Here is a 15494-nt window from a genome sequence, read left to right as displayed (position 1 = left end):
CCCACCTTGGTTCGTTTGCAATCAAGCGATTTTAAGCGCCCTCAGCACAGGCAGTGTCTGCTCGGCGAACACCTGCGCCTGTGCGGTCAACGCAGCGATATTGGCTTCGGCAGTGAGCAGCGGTTGGCCATTGTCGACCAGCACTTCACCTTGTTCGCTGATCACCCCCCACGCCAGTTGCGCCCATTCGGCCGGCTGCTGTTTGCCCTGTTTGATCGAGATCAGGAACAGCTGCTGGAAGCGGCTGACCGTCACGCCACCACCGGTGACCGGGCTGGCCAGGGTCTGGATGTTGGCGCCGTACAGCGAGCGTTTGCACAGTTGCAGATTGAGCGCGGCGCAGCGACCGCTGACCTGCGACTCGGCGGCCTCGCTCTGGCACGGAGCGACCGCGCCCATACCGATCAGCACGGCCAGGGCTTGTTCGAGGTCGTCGTAAGCCATCGCAGTCTCGGACAGCAATTGGCGCATCGATTTGGCCGCATAGTTCTGCGCCGCCAAGGCATCGACCACCGGGCCGTAGATTTCCGCTTGCAGGGTCGCTTCGCCGGCAGGACCGGTGACCGAACCCGCGACAGTTTCCCATGGTTGCAGCAACGCGAAACGGCTGTGCAGCATCCTCGCCCGGCGTTCGGCAGCGGACAGGCGCGTCGCGCCACGCACGTACAGGTCGCGGCGGAAGTGCTGGTTGACGAAGTAGTCCCGCGCTTGCTCGCGCATGATCGGGTGTTCGATGGTTTCGAGAAAGTCCATGCCTTCGGCGCTCAGGTTGAGCGGGTCGATTGAGTCCAGCGGCACTGCCGTGGTGGCGTAGTCGAGTTTGGCCGGGGCCAGCGCGTCGACCATGTCGGCGAAGTACATGCAGTTCCAGTCGCGGTTGAAATATTCGTGGGCGACGTAGTGACGATCCTGACCCTTGATGCTCTGCAGCCGCGCGCCCAGGCTCGGTGCCGCAGCGGCATACTTCGGATTGGCCGCGATCAGCGCTTCGGAAAACTCCAGTGCGGCGTCAATACGCTCATCGGAGCGCGCCGAGGCGTTGGCGAAACGGTCATGCAGGCTGAACAGATTGCGCAGCGGCGCCGACGGCGACCAGCCGGGGAAGCAGTTGTAGCTGACGTAGAGCATGCCGCCCGGTTTAAGGTGACGGCGGGCGAATTCGACGATCAGCTTCTGATTGTCGCGGCTGACCCAGGTCCAGATGCCATGCAGGCTGATGCTGTCGAACTGCGGCAGATCGTTGCGTGCGAGCAGCTGTTCGAAACTGTCGTCGTACAGGCGGGCGCCGTTGTTGGCGGCAGTCGCGAGGTCGATGGCATGGGCCGCCATACCCGGATGAAAGTCCGTACCGACAAACGAGCCCGGGTTGGCGGTGGCGTGGATGTTGATCGACACGCCCTGACCGAAGCCCAGTTCGCAGTGCATACCGTCGTTGCTTTCCAGCGTGGCGAACCCGCGCAACAACAGGCAGTAACGCAGGAACACCGGATTGATCTCCCGGCTATAGCTGTAGGTGTAGCCTTCGTCGGTGAAATAACCTTCGTTCCAGGCGTTGCTCATGGGTACAGCCTCTTGTTCTTGAAAGTGATGGCAGTCTTATAAGGGGTTGGCATTGCGCGCGACAAATTGAAAAAACGGATACTTCCCCAAACCCTGTGGGAGCGAGCCTGCTCGTGAAAGCTTTTTTTCAGTTTGAATATAATCGGCTGACACGCCGCTTTCATGAGCAGGCTCGCTGCCACAGGGATCTTCAACATATCCAAGCAGGATTGATGGACCGATCACGCACTCCACGGCCCATTCGCGCAGGCATTTTGTAGCCAGCCGAAACTGTCATATTCCCTCCCACTCGTCTGCCCATAGTGACCAGCCCAACGCTGATTTCATGAGGCTGCACTGTGTTCCAACGTCTTCTGTGTTCGCTGTCCGTTCTAAGCCTGTCCATCGCCGCTGCCCACGCGGCCGAGCCTGTCACCCTTGATACGCCGCGCTTGTCCGGCATCGACAACTTTCGCGACATCGCCGGCATCACCACCGCGTACTCCACCGCCCACGACGGCGTTATGCGCAGCGGCGTGTTCTACCGCTCCAACGCATTGACGCCGTCGGCGGCGGATCTGGCGACGCTTAATGGTCTCGGCATCAAAGCCATTTACGACTTGCGCACGCCCAGCGAAATTGCCGCCACGCCTGACACGATGATCAGCGGCGCGGCCTATCGCAATATCGACATCATCGGTAGCACCACCTCGGGTGCGGACATCACCAATATCTCGTTCCACAGCGCCGCCGAGGCCGTGGCGATGATGGAGGACACCAACCGCGCTTTCGTCAGCGATGCCGGCATGCGCGGGCAGTTCGGCCAGTTGTTCAATGAGTTGGCCAGTGTCGACGCCGCGCAGCTGTTCCACTGTACCGCCGGCAAGGACCGCACCGGCTGGACCGCCGCCGTGTTGCAGAGCATCGCTGGCGTCGATGAGGCGACGATCATGGCCAATTATCTGGCGACCAACGACTACACCGCCGCCCGTGTCGCCGCGACCTTGAAAGCGCTGCCGCCGAGCATGGCCGCTGTCTACGAGCCGCTACTCGGGGTGCAGGCCAGTTACTTGCAGGCCGGTCTCGACCAGGTCGCCGCCGAGTACGGCAGCATGGACAACTACCTCAAGCAGGGCCTCGGTCTGTCCCAGGAAACCATTTACGTACTGCGCGGCAAACTGGTCGAGTACAACAGCTTGCCGGGGCAGGCCGGGCTGGTCGGCAACGCCGCCGCTGGTGCCGAATTGCTGCGGCAGTTGCAGAACTCCGAGCTGTCCGGCACCTACAGCGCCTACAACTACTACCTGCAATCGGCGATCGACGCCGGCACTCTGGGCGGTGTCGAATCTCAAGTCGGCGGTCAGGTCCACGCTGATGCGGCCAGCTACCTGCTGCGGCAGAACGCGATGATCGAACAAGCCGCCGCACCGTTCGCCAGCGGCAGCGATTTGAAGGTCGGCCAATACCGCCTCTGGAGTACCGCGCTTGCCGGCTACCTCGGCACGGACGGCTCGGCCCACGCCGAGAGCAGCAACGAACACAGCCAGGGCCTGATGCTCGGCATCACCCAGCGCTTCAACGAACAACTCAGCGCACGCGGCGGCTTTGGCTACAGCAAGGGCAGCGTGGGCGGCGCGGGTGGCGAGGCCGATACTGACTTCACCTTCCTCAACCTCGGTGCACGTTACGGCTTCATCAGCCTTGAGCGCGGCTTGTTTGTCGACGCCAACGCCAGCGCCGGTTATGTCGACTACGACAGCAAACGCGAGCTTGGCGGTGGCCTCGGCACTGCCAAGGGCGACACTCACGGCAATCTCACTGGCGCGACCGTGGCGTTGGGTTATCGCCTGCCGCTCAGCAGCGTGATTGTCGAACCGAGCCTGGGCTTTCGCGTCAGTCATCTCGACTTGCAAGGTTTCAAAGAGAAGGGCAGTGAGCTGGCGCTCGACGTCGATGGCATCAAGCAGACCCGCCGTAGCGCGGTAGCCAATCTCGACGTGTCATTCGCACCAGTGGCCATGGGTGCGTGGCAGTTGGTCCCGGGTGTTCGCGTGGGCTATGAACGTGCGCTCGGCAATCAGCAAGTCGACAGCGAAGGCCACCTGCTGGGGCTGGATATCGAGCAGCGCGCGGCGTTCGACAATCGCGACCAGTTCAGCGGCGGCGTTAATCTGCTGGCCAACCTCGGCGCCCTGAGTGTGGGCGCTGAGGTCGGCGCCAACGGTGGCGGTGACAGCCATGGTTTCAATGGCGGACTCAAGGCCAGTTACGCGTTTTGAACACAGCGAGCCCGGCAAATTGCCGGGCTCTTGCGCTCAAGCATGCTGCGCACGCGAAGGTTGCTGTGTGCGTGCCGGCTGCGCGCTGGGTTCGGGCAGGGAGGCGACATGCACGGTGCGCGCCGGGAAGGCGAACGTCGCGTCCAGCTCGGCCACCGCTTCCATGATTGCCAGATTGATGCGTTGCTGCACGTCCATGTAGACGTTGTAACTAGCGTCCAGAACGATGTACACCGTTTCGAACTCCAGAGCGCTCTCACCAAAACTGCGGAAATGGCAACGGTCGAAGCGGGCCTGTTTTTCGTTCTTGATGATGCTTTCAACGCGTTGAGTGATCTGGCGGATCTGTTCGCTGGTGCACTCGTATGTCAGACGAAACTCGAACACCACTCGACGCTCCTGCAAGCGTTTGTAGTTCTGAATGGTGCTGCCGATCATGTCGGCGTTGGCCATGACAATCTGCTCACCGCCGAGACTGCGGATGCGCGTGGTCTTCAGGCCGACGTGCTCGACCGTACCGGCCAGCGTGCCGACGACGATGAAATCGCCCACCTCAAACGGCTTGTCGACGGCAATCGACAGCGAGGCGAACACGTCGCCGAGAATGTTCTGCACCGCCAGCGCCACCGCGATACCGCCGACACCGAGGCTGGCGACGAATGCAGTGATGTTGACGCCCAGGTTCGACAGCATCGCCAGCAGAATCACCGCCCACAGCAATACCTTGACGCCCCACAGGCTCAGGGTCGCCAATGCGCTCGCCTGAAAAGTGCCGGTCGCGTTATGCCGCGAGAAATACCGATGCAACCCCAGCGCCAGCGCGCGGTTGGTCCACAGGCCGACCTGCAACGCCGCCACCACGAACCATAAACTGCTGACCCGCCCGAGCCAGCGCTCGGGCAAATCCAGCAAACCGATGCCGACCAGAATCGATGCCAACAGCAGCAACGTGGTGCTGGTTGCCGCCAGCACTTCGCTGGCCATGTAAGTCAGATGCCCGTTGCCGGCGCTGGCCCGCGCCTGCACCTTGCGGAAAACGAAGCGGATCGCCGTGGTGGTCAGCAGATAACTGAGCGTCGCGGCGAGAAATGCCAGCACCCAGTTCGCCAGTGAAATGCCTAAAATCGTGTGAGCCGTGAAAAAGCCGATGAAATCCTCGGTCATGGAAACCCCCTTGCGAAGCCAGCATCGACGCGTGCAGAAACGCACCGTCGGTCGCAGCCAGGTAAACGCCGCTTGAATCGGTGGTGCCGTCAAACGACCTGTCTGGGTTAGTCGCCGTGAGATTCCTGCTGTTCAATCAAATACAGGTTTCACCGGACTGAATGGTCAACGCCTGGCCTTCAACTCCGCTGGGCTTACGCCGTAAGCACTCTGAAAATACTGACAAAAGCGCCCGACATTACTGAAGCCAAAGCTCAACGCCACCTCCGTCACAGAGCTTGCATGCCCTCGCGCCAACGCCTCATAGGCGCGCTGCAAACGCACCTGCCGCTGATACGCCACGATCGACATCCCGACAAAACGCCGAAAACCTTCCTGCAAGGCGCGCTGGCTGACATGGCTCAACCGCGCCAGATCCACGCCACTGACCAACTGCTGCGGATGCGCCTGAATAAACTCCATCGCCACCTTCACATGACGCGGCGCCACACACGGCGCCGGTCCCCGTAATGCCTCGGTGAAGTTGTGCGGCCACGCCTCCAGCACCGCATCGATCAACATCTCGCGCAACCGTGACGGCATCAACGTGCCGCTGTTGATCAAGGCATCGAACTCAGTGCCCGTGGCCAGATCGATCAACGCCTTGAGGCCCTGAAATGCCGGGGTATTCAGATCCACGCTTGGCTCGAACACGATCTTCTGCACGACCGGTTTCTCCAGCAGCGCCGACAACCGCTCGGTGAGTTGTTGACGGTTGATTGAAATCCCGTGGTGCGCGTGATCATCAACAAAGCGCATCGAACGGATATCCGCCTTGTCGATTGCCAGACCGATGTGCGCCATGCCAATGGACTCGGTGGCGTGGTTGAAAACGATCTTGCCGGCGGTGGGGATGACGAAAGTGATTTCGTTCTGCGGATCGGGGAGGGCGACGCTGAAGTCGCCGTGGTAATGCATACGCCGAAAACTCACCCCGTCGTGCCGCCCGTAGACCCCGCCGATGATGATGTTGGAAGGTGGCGGCGGAGTATCGGCGTAGCGGTTGCCGAAGAGCCTGGAGAACAGGGCGCCGAAGTCGGAAGAGGTGAGGTTGTCGGAGCGCAGGATGATCTTTTGGCGGAGTGGGGAGGTGGCGGTGATGGGCGGCATTTTGGAATGCGGGCTCTTGGGGCGACGGTCGAGATCGGTCGAGCGTAGGAGGCGGGTGTGACGGTTCAGTGACAAGGCTGGAACCATGGACTGCTTTCAGGCAAAAGCAGACAGCCAATACTCGCACTTGTATATTCCCGGCATACAGATCACCACGACCGAACAGGCTCGGGAACGTACGCATTCATGGATAGGAAAAAAGGCCAACCAGACAGCACTGACTGGGTCATCCGCAGTGTTCAACCAGGAGGAATCGAGCGTATTGAAGCGTGGTTCGGCAGCCACGGCTACGATCCTCATCGACATGACACCTACTCCATCGGCCGCACGTTGGCGGGCGTCCAGAGCTTTCACTATGTAGGCTCGTTGCGCCACGGTATCCCCGGCAATACGCTCGTGCTTCATCCAGACGAACTTCACGATGGCATGGCCGGGACTGATGCAGGCTTTCGTTATCGGATGGCTTACATTGATCCGGCAATGATTCAAAACATCCTGGGTGGCGAGCCCTTGCCTTTTATCACGGGGGGGCTTTCAAACGACCCACGGCTGTTACATGCCAGTGAAACATTTGTGCAAGCAGTGGATCATCCGCTGGAAGCATTGGAGCAACAGGACGCGCTGTATGACTTGGCAATGGCGTTGCGTGCCGTCGCGGGCAAGCCGCGCGGGCGCAAGCGCCTGGATTACCGCGCAGCCGAGCGTGCCAGAGCGTTCATCCTGGAACACTTGGATTCATGCATCACGCTGGAGATGCTCGAGTGTGCCAGCGGGCGCGAACGCTGGAGCCTGTCACGCGACTTCAGAACGCTTTACGGTACGAGTCCTTACCGATTTGTCACCCTGCGCCGCCTGGACCGGTTCCGCTCATTGGTGGTTGAAGGTTTTACCCTGGTCGATGCAGCGCTCGTCGCGGGGTTTCACGATCAAAGTCATATGACGCGACATTTCACCCGCTGTTACGGCATCCCGCCCATGCGCTGGCTGGAACGATTGCGCGCCGCACGCTGAGTTGCAGGATCGTACAAGAGACCCTATTCCTTGCTCTATAGGCTGGCGACTTCAACCACAGAGGATTCGTCATGGCAGAGCTCCGTCATCAATATTCATCAGTTCCTGTAAACCTGGCACATAAGGCTTCGCTGATCGAACAACAATGGAGTCCCAGGGTTGTGGCAGAGATGAATGACTACCAGTTCAAGGTTGTGCGAATCGAAGGCGAATTCATCTGGCACTCGCATCCTGAGACCGATGAAGCATTTCTTGTTTTGGAAGGCACCTTGCGCATTGATCTGCTGGAAGGCTGTGTCTATGTGAATCCAGGTGAACTCTATGTGGTACCCCGCGGCGTGGAACATCGCACGGCTGCCCAAGGTGAAGCCAAGCTGATGATGATCGAGCCGCGAGGCATCTTGAACACGGGGCATGAAGATGGCGAAAGAACGGCTTTGAACGACGTCTGGATATAATCCAACGCACATCCTGTGCAATGTCTGCGCAGAGTTGCAATTGCTGACCTGACCAGCAGCTATGAGTTAAAAGCGGGTTCTGACTTCTCATGCAAAGATTGTTATGAGAAAGGACCATGGACTTGATTATCGATTTGATAGGTCATCGGATTGGCGTGTTCGTGTTGGACTTAATGAATGACGGCCGTTTCAAGGTAGAGAGTGGTTTAGCATGGGGTTGGGCAGTTGTCGTCGGCGGACTGATTCTGTTATCTCCATTCGCAGCATTCTGGGGTTAAATCTGCAAGTACGAATTAGCCCCGTTATGCAGCTCATCAAATCACAGCGCAGGCGATTGACTGTTCTGTTTCCAAGCCCTGGGAGTCACACCTTCGGTTTGCACAAATGTTCGACTGAAGTGAGACTGATCAAAGAAACCACATTCTAGTGCGATCTCTGCAACCAACAATCTTGACGTCTGAAGCAGCTGCTTGCCCCGTAGAATCCTTTGCTCTCGCATCCATTCTTTGGGTGAGACGAGAGTGCTTTTTTTGAACTGACGAGTGAAATGGCTGCGCGACAGCGCACACGCCTGTGCGATAGCTGCCACGGAGATATGTGCGTCCAGGTTATCGAGCATCAGCTGCTTGGCGCGCTGGATCTGCCAGGGTTTCAATTGTCCGGTTTGTTTAGCCGGATCCTTTTGTGAGGACGCGCATGTTTCCTTGTTCATCCTGATTCCTTTTTCCCATTAGCCGGTTGATCAGCTCAATCCAGCGGTCAGTCGATGGGAAAAATCTAACGGAAGGCGCGACGGGATGGGGGCGCAATTTTGCGCTACTGGAGGCGCAAAAATGCACATTCCCAGTCGCGTTCCCGATGCTAGCCTTTGCCTCCCGACAACTCGAATCGACATCATTCGATTCGTCATCTGCAAGGAGAAAGCAATGGCTGCCTCACAACCGCACGGCAAAAACACCGCTTACTGGGGAGTCTCATGGGAGGAGGGCTACGGCTATCCCCAGGCCAGAAAAGTCGGAAACGAGATCTATATCTCGGGTCAGTTCAACCACGATGAGGAGGGTAATCTCGTTGCTCCCGCGCCCCTGAATAGCGAGGGTAAACCCAGCGATTTCTCGTCGATAGGAGAGCAAATGCGCGCCTCCTACGACAATATCGCCAAGCTGCTCGCGCTCTATGGAGCAACCCTTGATGATGTCGTCGAAGAAACGCTGTACGTATTGGATATGGACGCGGCATTCGCCGTCGTAGGTGATGTGCGCAAAGCCGCATATCGCACTGAGCGGCCACAGTGCGCGAGCAATATCATCGGTGTATCCAGGTTGGCTCAACGTTCACAGCTGATTGAAATTGTCTGCAAAGCTGTCATCGGATCTCGCGCCGACTAAGAGACGCTCCCGGTTTCGCCCTGCGCAACCGGGAGATCCAATTGCCCTTCGATCAAAGGCTTTTGATGCGCTACGGCTGCTGCACAAAAAGTCATGAATGCTTTGACTCTCCATGACTTTCGAATGTCCTGATGCGTAAGCAGCCAGAGCTCGTCCTGTAGTTCGCGCACAACTGGCCCTACGCGTGTTAACCCAGGCGTAATGTCTCCCAGCATGCACGGAAGAAAGCCGTAACCAAGTCCTGCCGCAATGGCGACGCTCGCGGCCGCGACGGAGTCCGTACGATAAGAAATACAGTCGGCGCCGATTCTGTCTTCGACGTAGCTTTTGGCCTTCAGTCCACATAATCCTGCGGAATACGACACCCATCGCTGGCCTTCTGCGAAGGGGGTAGTAGTCGCGTGTTTTATGCTGCCATAAGGCGCCCATGCGATCGAAGCGAGCTTGCGCCCGACGAGACTTTCGGCAGGTTTTTTGGTCGCTCTTACCGCTACGTCAGATTCATCGCGGGCGAGACTTAACGTCTCGTTGCCGACCAGCACCTCGATGGCAATTCCTTCATTAAGCGCCTTGAAGTCGGCGATGATCGGCGTGAGGAAATACAAAAGCAGGGAGTCGCTGGTAGTGATCCGAAGCTTTCCCTGTGGCCCTTGACCTGCCCGAGAAACCCGACGTGTAACGCTGACGATATCAAGCTCGACGCGTTCGGCGAGCGCCCTTAACTCGATGCCTTCTGGCGTGAGCATGTACCCAGAGCGACGGTGGTCAAATAGGGCGACCCCAAGTGTCTTTTCCACTTGAGCCACGCGACGCGATACGGTGGATACATTGATCCCCAACCGTTTCGCTGTCGTGGCTCTATTACCGCATTCGCTTAGCGTTTTGATGATTCGCAAGTCGTCCCAAGAAAGCTGACTTACAGCATCGCTTAAATTCTGGGTGACGCCGGTTGGTACGGGCGGAGTGGTTGAAGCTTTTTTTGATGACGGTTTCACGCCAAGCATCCCAAACTTAGATTGCTCATCATACGAAATGGCTCGAGGTGAACCAAGAAATCGCGTGCACAAGCAGACTTTGCCCAAGCATTCTGATTGAACAAGGTGTCAGTCGGTGGGGTGGCGAAGGTCGGATTTTTGCTATTGGCCGATTTCGGCCCAAAGCGGTCATCCTTTGTGCAAGAGGTGTTTGGGATCTGGGCCAGGAAAAATCGATGTTATGAAAGCGGGCATAACGGACGCGCCTATGAAGATGGATGCCATTGGCCGAAGACGTACTCTCGCCAAAATTGGTTTCACTCATAAGCAAACTGATCTATCAACCCCAGACGAGGAACACGTGTGTGGGGCCGCAACAAAGCGCCAGGAGCAATCACAGCATTTGCGCCAATCTTGCAGCCGTCACCCACCAGAGCTCCGAATTTGCTGACGCCTGTTTCGATCACCCGATTTTCGTGGCGGATCTTGATATCGGCTCCGTCCAGTTCGTTACGGTAGTTGGCGATGATCGCGCCGGCTTCAATATTGACCGCTTCGCCAATCAATGAGTCGCCGACGAAGTTGAAGTGGGCAAGCTTGCTGCCATCGAGCATGAAGGTACTTTTCAGCTCACAGCTGGGGCCAACAATGCAGTTTCTGCCCAGGTAAACGCCTCCACGGAGGTAAGCGCCCGCCGCCACGAAACAGCCTTCGCCGATGATGATTGCGCCTTTGAGAACGGCGCCTTGCTCAACGATAGCGGTTTCATGAATCGCACAATAATCGTGGCGCCGGTATCCCGGGCCGAGCGTTTCAAGCAATTCCAGAATCCGGCTCTCGCAATCCTGAACCACCGCCCAAGGGGCAGCGGAGTCCACGCCCAGTAATGGCCATTGAGCGATGTAATCTTCGATTTTTGGCGATTTCATAAGAATCTTCCGCACAAGTGAGAGTGGGGCGTGGGTGGACTGTCGACGACTTGAACGACTCGCTATGCCTGCCAGTCGTACCTGTACAAGCATTTTCAAGGTACGGCGCAATGGATAAGACAATCACCGTGGATCAACTGGCAACCACTGATCTTGGATCAATCAACGAGATATGGCTCGGCGGGACCCATACCCAGTTATGCCTATGGCGTGCTGAACAAGTCTTCACCCACGAAATGCTCAGTGAGGGGACCCATGACCAAAATGTTCGACGCCTGTGCTTGCAGTTGGTTGACCCTGACGATCGAGACGCAGTGGCCCGTGTTGAGGCGGTAGCGCGCGAACGACTCGAAGGAATGGGCAAGCAGGGCGAGTTTTACCCGGCCGAGGCGGCGGACACTCGTCAATAGCCGCTGCGCATCTGATGAAAAGCGCTGCTGCCAAAGCAGCGCCTCAAGCGGGCTCCTCAACCCTGCGCACATCCCCCAACGAATCGCGCTGCATCGATTGCAAATTCTTTTCGATGGTTTCGCACAGCGCTTCCATTTGAATCTGGTGTTCGCTGTGGCGAAACGGGCTTTGCAGGTCGGTGCCGATGCGTTCGATGGCCAGCAGCATGAACCCGACCACGGTCGACGCCAGCGGCGTGAACCAACCGAGGGATTCCACCAGACCTATCGGGACGATCAGGCAGAACAGCGAAATGAACAACCGTGGGAAATACACATAAGGGTAGGGCAGCGGGGTATTGGCGATCCGCTCCATGCCGCCTTGGCTGTTGGACAGATCCACCAGCGTCGACTCAAGCCGCGCCAGGCGAATACTGTCCAGGTGCCCGGCCTTGTATTCGCGAGCGAGCAAAGTCGCCGAGCCGGTGAGAATATCGTTGGCAAAGTTATTGGTTGTGCCACTGCGGGCGAATTCTTCGGCGGGAATAAACGCCCGCACCTCGTCGGGACATGGCTGGCCCTGTAGGTGCGCGGCGAGGCAATTCACGTAGGCCACGTGGCGGCGCAACAGCGTCGATTTGACCGGATTAACCTCGCCACCTGCGTCGTCCAGCAGCGTCAGCACTTGCCGGGCGAAGCTGCGGGAATTGTTGATCATCGACCCCCACAGCGTCCGCGCTTCCCACCAGCGGTTGTAAGCGCTGCTGTTGCGAAAACTGATCAACACGATCAACGCTGAACCGAGCAAGGTCAGCGGCATCAACGGCAGGTTGAGTTTTGTGTTGAGAAACAGCATGAAGTCGACGGTGACGGCGATGTCCCAGAGCAGCAACCAGAACAAAGACCAGCCCACGTAACCCAGGGTCTTGATGATCAAACGGTATTTTTTGACGATGGCAGCTTTCAAACGGAAACCTCGCGACGAGCTGTTTGCTTAAACGCTTAAGCTCGGACGATGCCTGGCACCGGCAGTTCCCTGGTGGAGCGGTCAGCCGTCAGTCAGTCTGCAAAGTCTGGCCCTGTGCATGGCGAATGTTTTCGAGAAAAATCCTCGTCTCTCGATTCGACCGCAGATGAACTACCCGGCAAGCCGATGGCGCCATTGACACGAATTGGCGCATTTTGGCTCGCGAGGTTTTTCTCGTCCGCCACATGAACTTTAGAAACTCCGGCAGGTTCGCCAGCTGTTCGGGGCAGTTTTCCGGCAAGTCGGGCCGAGACTGACCGTGGTTGAGCAGCGTTCTACGCAAGACGCGCGAGAATCGAAGCGGTGGCGAACGATCGATCCAGATCAGCAGATCTGCACGGGCGACGCGATTTTCCCAAGTGGTTGAATGGCCACCTTCGAATATCCAGCGATCACGCGCCTCGACCTCCAGGCAGAGTCGGGTCTTCTCATCCGGGCTTCGCTCGATCCAGCCTGGCTGCCAATGGATCGTGTCGATATGCACGACCGGCAACCCCGTGCACTCACCAAGCCTGCGCGCCAACGTACTTTTGCCAGACCCAGGCTGACCAACAATCATCACCCGTTGCATCGAAGCTCCTTCTCGCTCTGCAAGCTGATTTTTGGGCGGGCGATTCTACGGCAATGCCTGTCTCAGTCAATGATCGTTGAACGCTAGGCGGGGTTTTGCCGCGCCGCCGACAAACTGGCTCGGCGGTCCGCCCGTTCGCCGAGTCGCCATCCCAGCAGCCCCCACAGCAGTGCACACAATGCGCCGACCAGCGCCGCCACGCCTGCACCTTGGCTGAGGGCGTCCAGCGCGCTTTTCGCCCAGGCACTGATGGCATCGCCGGCGCGGTAGACCACGGTGTCGATGAAGTTCTTTGCCTTGTACTTGCTTTCGGCATCGAGCGGGGCAAACAGCATCTCTCGGCCTGGGCGCACGAAGGCGTACTCACCGATGCGGCGCACGATCATCAGCGCGGCGATCAGACCAAAGCCGGGGGCGAAGATCAGCCCGATAAATCCCGCGCACATGACCAGCGGCACCATGGCCAACAGCACGCCGACGCCGAGCTTTTGCGCGAGGCGTCCAGTGATGAACAGCTGACAGAGCAGGGCGCCCGCCTGCACGACAAAGTCGATGATGCCGAACACGCGCACCTGCGCCTCGCGGTCCGGGAAGTGTTCGGCGACGACGCGTGCCTGCTCGAAGTAAAGGAAGGTGGAAACTGTCGCCAGCAGCACCACAAAGCCGCAGATGCCGAGCAGGTAGGGTGATTTCAAAACGGCCGTCATACCGCTGAACGGATTTCCCGGCAACGGCCTGCGAGGGCTTTCGCTCGGCGCGGCATCGGGGCGTCCTGCGCCACCCCGTTCACGCCAGTGCATCAGCTGGCGCTTGAACCACATCGCAGCGCCGAGCAGAACAGCGGCCAGCAGCATCAGGCCGGACTCACCCAGCGGACCGATCAGCAAGGCGCTCAGCGCAGGGCCACTCAGGCCGCCGACGCTGGCGCCCGCCGCGATGAACGCGAACAGACGTTTGGCCTGGGCACTGTCGAATACATCGGCCATCAGGCTCCAGGCGACCGATACGACAAACAGGTTGTAGACCGATATCCACACATAAAACACGCGCGCCAGCCACGGGCTTTCCTCGCCCAGGAACAAGGCGGCGAACAACAGCAGGTTGGTGCAGAAGAATCCGTACACCCAGTCCACGAAATGCAGGCGCGGCACGCGTGCGCTGAGCCAGGCGAACAGCGGCACGGCCGCCAGCATGACCAGGAAGGTCGCGGTGAACAGCCAATGCAAGTTCTCGACGCCGGCAGTGATGCCCATCGATTCGCGGATCGGACGGAGCATGAAATAGCCGGCGAACAGGCAAACGAACAGCAGAAAACCGTTGAGCGCAGGGCGCAGCTCGTGAGCCTCGGCATTGATGATGGCGCCGGCGCGGTGGGCGAGAAGAGACGTATCCATGTTGCGCTCCTGTGGGAGTGGTGGGGCAATGGCACGGGGCCTACCCCGTGCCGGGCGGTCAGCGGTAGGTGACGCCGGTCAGCCGCTCGGAGAGTTGCCACAGTGTGGCCGAATTCGAGCGATCGGCAGCGGCCGGCGGCATCTTGGCGAAGCCCAGCGGCCCGCGCTTCTCGTTATCACCGGTAGGGCCGTAGTAGGCGCCGCCAACCGCCTCCAGCGCCGTCGCTGCATACAGCGTCGGCAGCGCGCCCTGCGCTGCGGAATGATACAGGTCCCGCTCTACAGCCCATTGTTTGCCGAATTCACTGTCCAGGCCAGGCCCCCGGGCGATCAGATCCGTCACGGCAACGCCGGGGTGCGCGGCGATGCTGCGTATCCCCCAACCGGCGGCATCGCTGCGCTGCTGCAGCTCAATACTCCACTTTAGAACCGCCAGTTTCGATTGGCTGTAGCTGGCAAAAGGGTCGTAACTGCGCTCAGCCTGCAGGTCATCGAAGTTCAGGCTTGCGCGCCCGGCGGCGATGCTCGACAGGCTGACCACCCGACCATCGTCGCTTTTGCGTAGCAGGGGCATCAGCAGGCCGGTCAAGGCGAAATGCCCCAAGTAATTAGTCGCCAGTTGCATCTCGTAGCCATCGGCGGAAACGCCTCGAACAGGCGGCGACATGATCGCGGCATTGTTGATCAGCACGTCGAGCCTCGGCAGGCGCCCTTGCAGACGGTTGGCGAGGTCGCGCACCGATTGCAGATTGGCAAGGTCCAGCGTTTCGAATTGCACCCGCGCCTCGGGCACGGCTTGCTTGATCTTCGTGATCGCTTCGCGGCCGCGCTCGGCGTTGCGTGCGGCGATGATCACCTCGGCACCGGCTCGGGTCAGGGCCAGCGCGTCTTCATAGCCCATGCCGCTGGTTCCTCCGGTCACCAGCACGATGCGGCCTTTCTGGCTGGGCATGTCGTGGGTGGACCAGTCCGGCTTCGGCTCCGTTCGGGAAGTCGCCTGCGCAGCCAGTGTGCCGGCCATCGCGGAAATGGCGAACAGCATTCGGGTGGCCTTGAGAAGGCGTTGGGTCGCGGTATTGCTCGGCGTAGCGGGTGAATGGCTCATCGGGGGATTCTCATTCGCGTGACAGGTTCCCGCTTGGCGGGGCGAGTGAGCAGTATCGGTGTACGATTGCGCGAGGATAAGTCGGGCATTGGTGGATGACCCGTACGGTATGGCGTA

Annotated in this window: 15 protein-coding genes; 5 read left to right on the top strand and 10 right to left on the bottom strand. The window is 59.1% G+C overall.

The annotated features are described in order from the left end of the window. Nucleotides 1-21 precede the first annotated feature (21 nt). Nucleotides 22-1560 (bottom strand): class I SAM-dependent methyltransferase, encoded by a 1539-nt coding sequence (locus D8U71_RS14405; protein ID WP_130888027.1) that lies wholly within the window; start codon nt 1558-1560, stop codon nt 22-24. 338 nt (nt 1561-1898) lie between these two features. On the opposite strand from D8U71_RS14405, the gene D8U71_RS14400 reads away from it, so the two are divergent. Then, complete coding sequence (locus D8U71_RS14400) at nt 1899-3818, top strand: tyrosine-protein phosphatase (protein WP_130888026.1); 1920 nt, start codon at nt 1899-1901, stop codon at nt 3816-3818. Nucleotides 3819-3854: 36 nt separating this feature from the next. On the opposite strand, the gene D8U71_RS14395 is transcribed toward D8U71_RS14400, so the two are convergent. Together D8U71_RS14395 and D8U71_RS14390 are read right to left on the bottom strand one after the other, a co-directional pair. Beyond that, a complete protein-coding gene (locus tag D8U71_RS14395; RefSeq protein ID WP_016774365.1) occupies nt 3855-4982 on the bottom strand; it encodes a mechanosensitive ion channel family protein in 1128 nt (375 codons plus the stop codon). Between the two features lie 165 nt (nt 4983-5147). Next, a complete protein-coding gene (locus tag D8U71_RS14390) occupies nt 5148-6131 on the bottom strand; it encodes an AraC family transcriptional regulator (protein WP_130888072.1) in 984 nt (327 codons plus the stop codon). Nucleotides 6132-6317: 186 nt separating this feature from the next. Between D8U71_RS14390 and D8U71_RS14385 the strand changes: the two genes are divergently transcribed. Together D8U71_RS14385 and D8U71_RS14380 are read left to right on the top strand one after the other, a co-directional pair. Beyond that, complete coding sequence (locus D8U71_RS14385) at nt 6318-7142, top strand: AraC family transcriptional regulator (protein WP_129998497.1); 825 nt, start codon at nt 6318-6320, stop codon at nt 7140-7142. Nucleotides 7143-7213: 71 nt separating this feature from the next. Further along, on the top strand, nt 7214-7600 hold the full coding sequence (locus tag D8U71_RS14380; RefSeq protein WP_125926132.1) for a cupin domain-containing protein: 387 nt from the start codon (nt 7214-7216) through the stop codon (nt 7598-7600). 319 nt (nt 7601-7919) lie between these two features. Here the strand turns inward: D8U71_RS14380 and D8U71_RS14375 are convergent, their stop codons facing one another. Continuing rightward, nucleotides 7920-8312, bottom strand: coding sequence for an AraC family transcriptional regulator (locus D8U71_RS14375; RefSeq protein WP_039758866.1), 393 nt, complete (start codon nt 8310-8312; stop codon nt 7920-7922). A 214-nt stretch (nt 8313-8526) separates the two neighbouring features. On the opposite strand from D8U71_RS14375, the gene D8U71_RS14370 reads away from it, so the two are divergent. Then, nucleotides 8527-8988, top strand: coding sequence for a Rid family hydrolase (locus D8U71_RS14370; protein ID WP_039759017.1), 462 nt, complete (start codon nt 8527-8529; stop codon nt 8986-8988). On the opposite strand, the gene D8U71_RS14365 is transcribed toward D8U71_RS14370, so the two are convergent. Further along, nucleotides 8985-9992 carry a LysR family transcriptional regulator gene (locus D8U71_RS14365; protein ID WP_125926186.1) on the bottom strand — a complete coding sequence of 336 codons (1008 nt, stop codon included), beginning with the start codon at nt 9990-9992 and terminating at the stop codon, nt 8985-8987. The two genes, D8U71_RS14370 and D8U71_RS14365, sit on opposite strands and share 4 nt — an antisense overlap. A gap of 287 nt (nt 9993-10279) precedes the next feature. Then, nucleotides 10280-10891, bottom strand: coding sequence for a transferase (locus D8U71_RS14360; RefSeq protein WP_130888025.1), 612 nt, complete (start codon nt 10889-10891; stop codon nt 10280-10282). 110 nt (nt 10892-11001) lie between these two features. Between D8U71_RS14360 and D8U71_RS14355 the strand changes: the two genes are divergently transcribed. Further along, a complete protein-coding gene (locus tag D8U71_RS14355) occupies nt 11002-11301 on the top strand; it encodes a hypothetical protein (RefSeq protein WP_125926134.1) in 300 nt (99 codons plus the stop codon). 43 nt (nt 11302-11344) lie between these two features. Here the strand turns inward: D8U71_RS14355 and D8U71_RS14350 are convergent, their stop codons facing one another. From D8U71_RS14350 to D8U71_RS14335, 4 genes are all read right to left on the bottom strand, one after another. Further along, complete coding sequence (locus tag D8U71_RS14350) at nt 11345-12247, bottom strand: bestrophin family ion channel (RefSeq protein WP_130888024.1); 903 nt, start codon at nt 12245-12247, stop codon at nt 11345-11347. A gap of 88 nt (nt 12248-12335) precedes the next feature. Then, a complete protein-coding gene (locus D8U71_RS14345) occupies nt 12336-12878 on the bottom strand; it encodes an AAA family ATPase (protein ID WP_130888023.1) in 543 nt (180 codons plus the stop codon). An 83-nt stretch (nt 12879-12961) separates the two neighbouring features. After that, entirely contained in the window at nt 12962-14272 is a 1311-nt protein-coding gene (locus D8U71_RS14340; RefSeq protein WP_125926137.1) for an MFS transporter, read from the bottom strand. Between the two features lie 58 nt (nt 14273-14330). Continuing rightward, complete coding sequence (locus tag D8U71_RS14335) at nt 14331-15377, bottom strand: SDR family oxidoreductase (RefSeq protein ID WP_125926138.1); 1047 nt, start codon at nt 15375-15377, stop codon at nt 14331-14333. Nucleotides 15378-15494 lie beyond the last annotated feature (117 nt).

Origin of the sequence: Pseudomonas sp. Sample_21, assembly GCF_004307525.1 — a bacterium.
Classification (GTDB): domain Bacteria; phylum Pseudomonadota; class Gammaproteobacteria; order Pseudomonadales; family Pseudomonadaceae; genus Aquipseudomonas; species Aquipseudomonas atacamensis.
Note: the sequence above shows the minus strand (reverse complement) of the source record. Positions and strands in the feature narration are given on the sequence as shown.

Bases quoted from the DNA above. Each gene is read 5' to 3' on its own strand.
- D8U71_RS14355 (WP_125926134.1), top strand. From the start codon at position 11,002: ATGGATAAGACAATCACCGTGGATCAACTGGCAACCACTGATCTTGGA.
- D8U71_RS14405 (WP_130888027.1), bottom strand. From the start codon at position 1,560: ATGAGCAACGCCTGGAACGAAGGTTATTTCACCGACGAAGGCTACACC.
- D8U71_RS14335 (WP_125926138.1), bottom strand. From the start codon at position 15,377: ATGAGCCATTCACCCGCTACGCCGAGCAATACCGCGACCCAACGCCTT.
- D8U71_RS14395 (WP_016774365.1), bottom strand. From the start codon at position 4,982: ATGACCGAGGATTTCATCGGCTTTTTCACGGCTCACACGATTTTAGGC.
- D8U71_RS14370 (WP_039759017.1), top strand. From the start codon at position 8,527: ATGGCTGCCTCACAACCGCACGGCAAAAACACCGCTTACTGGGGAGTC.
- D8U71_RS14375 (WP_039758866.1), bottom strand. From the start codon at position 8,312: ATGAACAAGGAAACATGCGCGTCCTCACAAAAGGATCCGGCTAAACAA.
- D8U71_RS14340 (WP_125926137.1), bottom strand. From the start codon at position 14,272: ATGGATACGTCTCTTCTCGCCCACCGCGCCGGCGCCATCATCAATGCC.
- D8U71_RS14360 (WP_130888025.1), bottom strand. From the start codon at position 10,891: ATGAAATCGCCAAAAATCGAAGATTACATCGCTCAATGGCCATTACTG.
- D8U71_RS14390 (WP_130888072.1), bottom strand. From the start codon at position 6,131: ATGCCGCCCATCACCGCCACCTCCCCACTCCGCCAAAAGATCATCCTG.
- D8U71_RS14345 (WP_130888023.1), bottom strand. From the start codon at position 12,878: ATGCAACGGGTGATGATTGTTGGTCAGCCTGGGTCTGGCAAAAGTACG.
- D8U71_RS14385 (WP_129998497.1), top strand. From the start codon at position 6,318: ATGGATAGGAAAAAAGGCCAACCAGACAGCACTGACTGGGTCATCCGC.
- D8U71_RS14380 (WP_125926132.1), top strand. From the start codon at position 7,214: ATGGCAGAGCTCCGTCATCAATATTCATCAGTTCCTGTAAACCTGGCA.
- D8U71_RS14365 (WP_125926186.1), bottom strand. From the start codon at position 9,992: ATGCTTGGCGTGAAACCGTCATCAAAAAAAGCTTCAACCACTCCGCCC.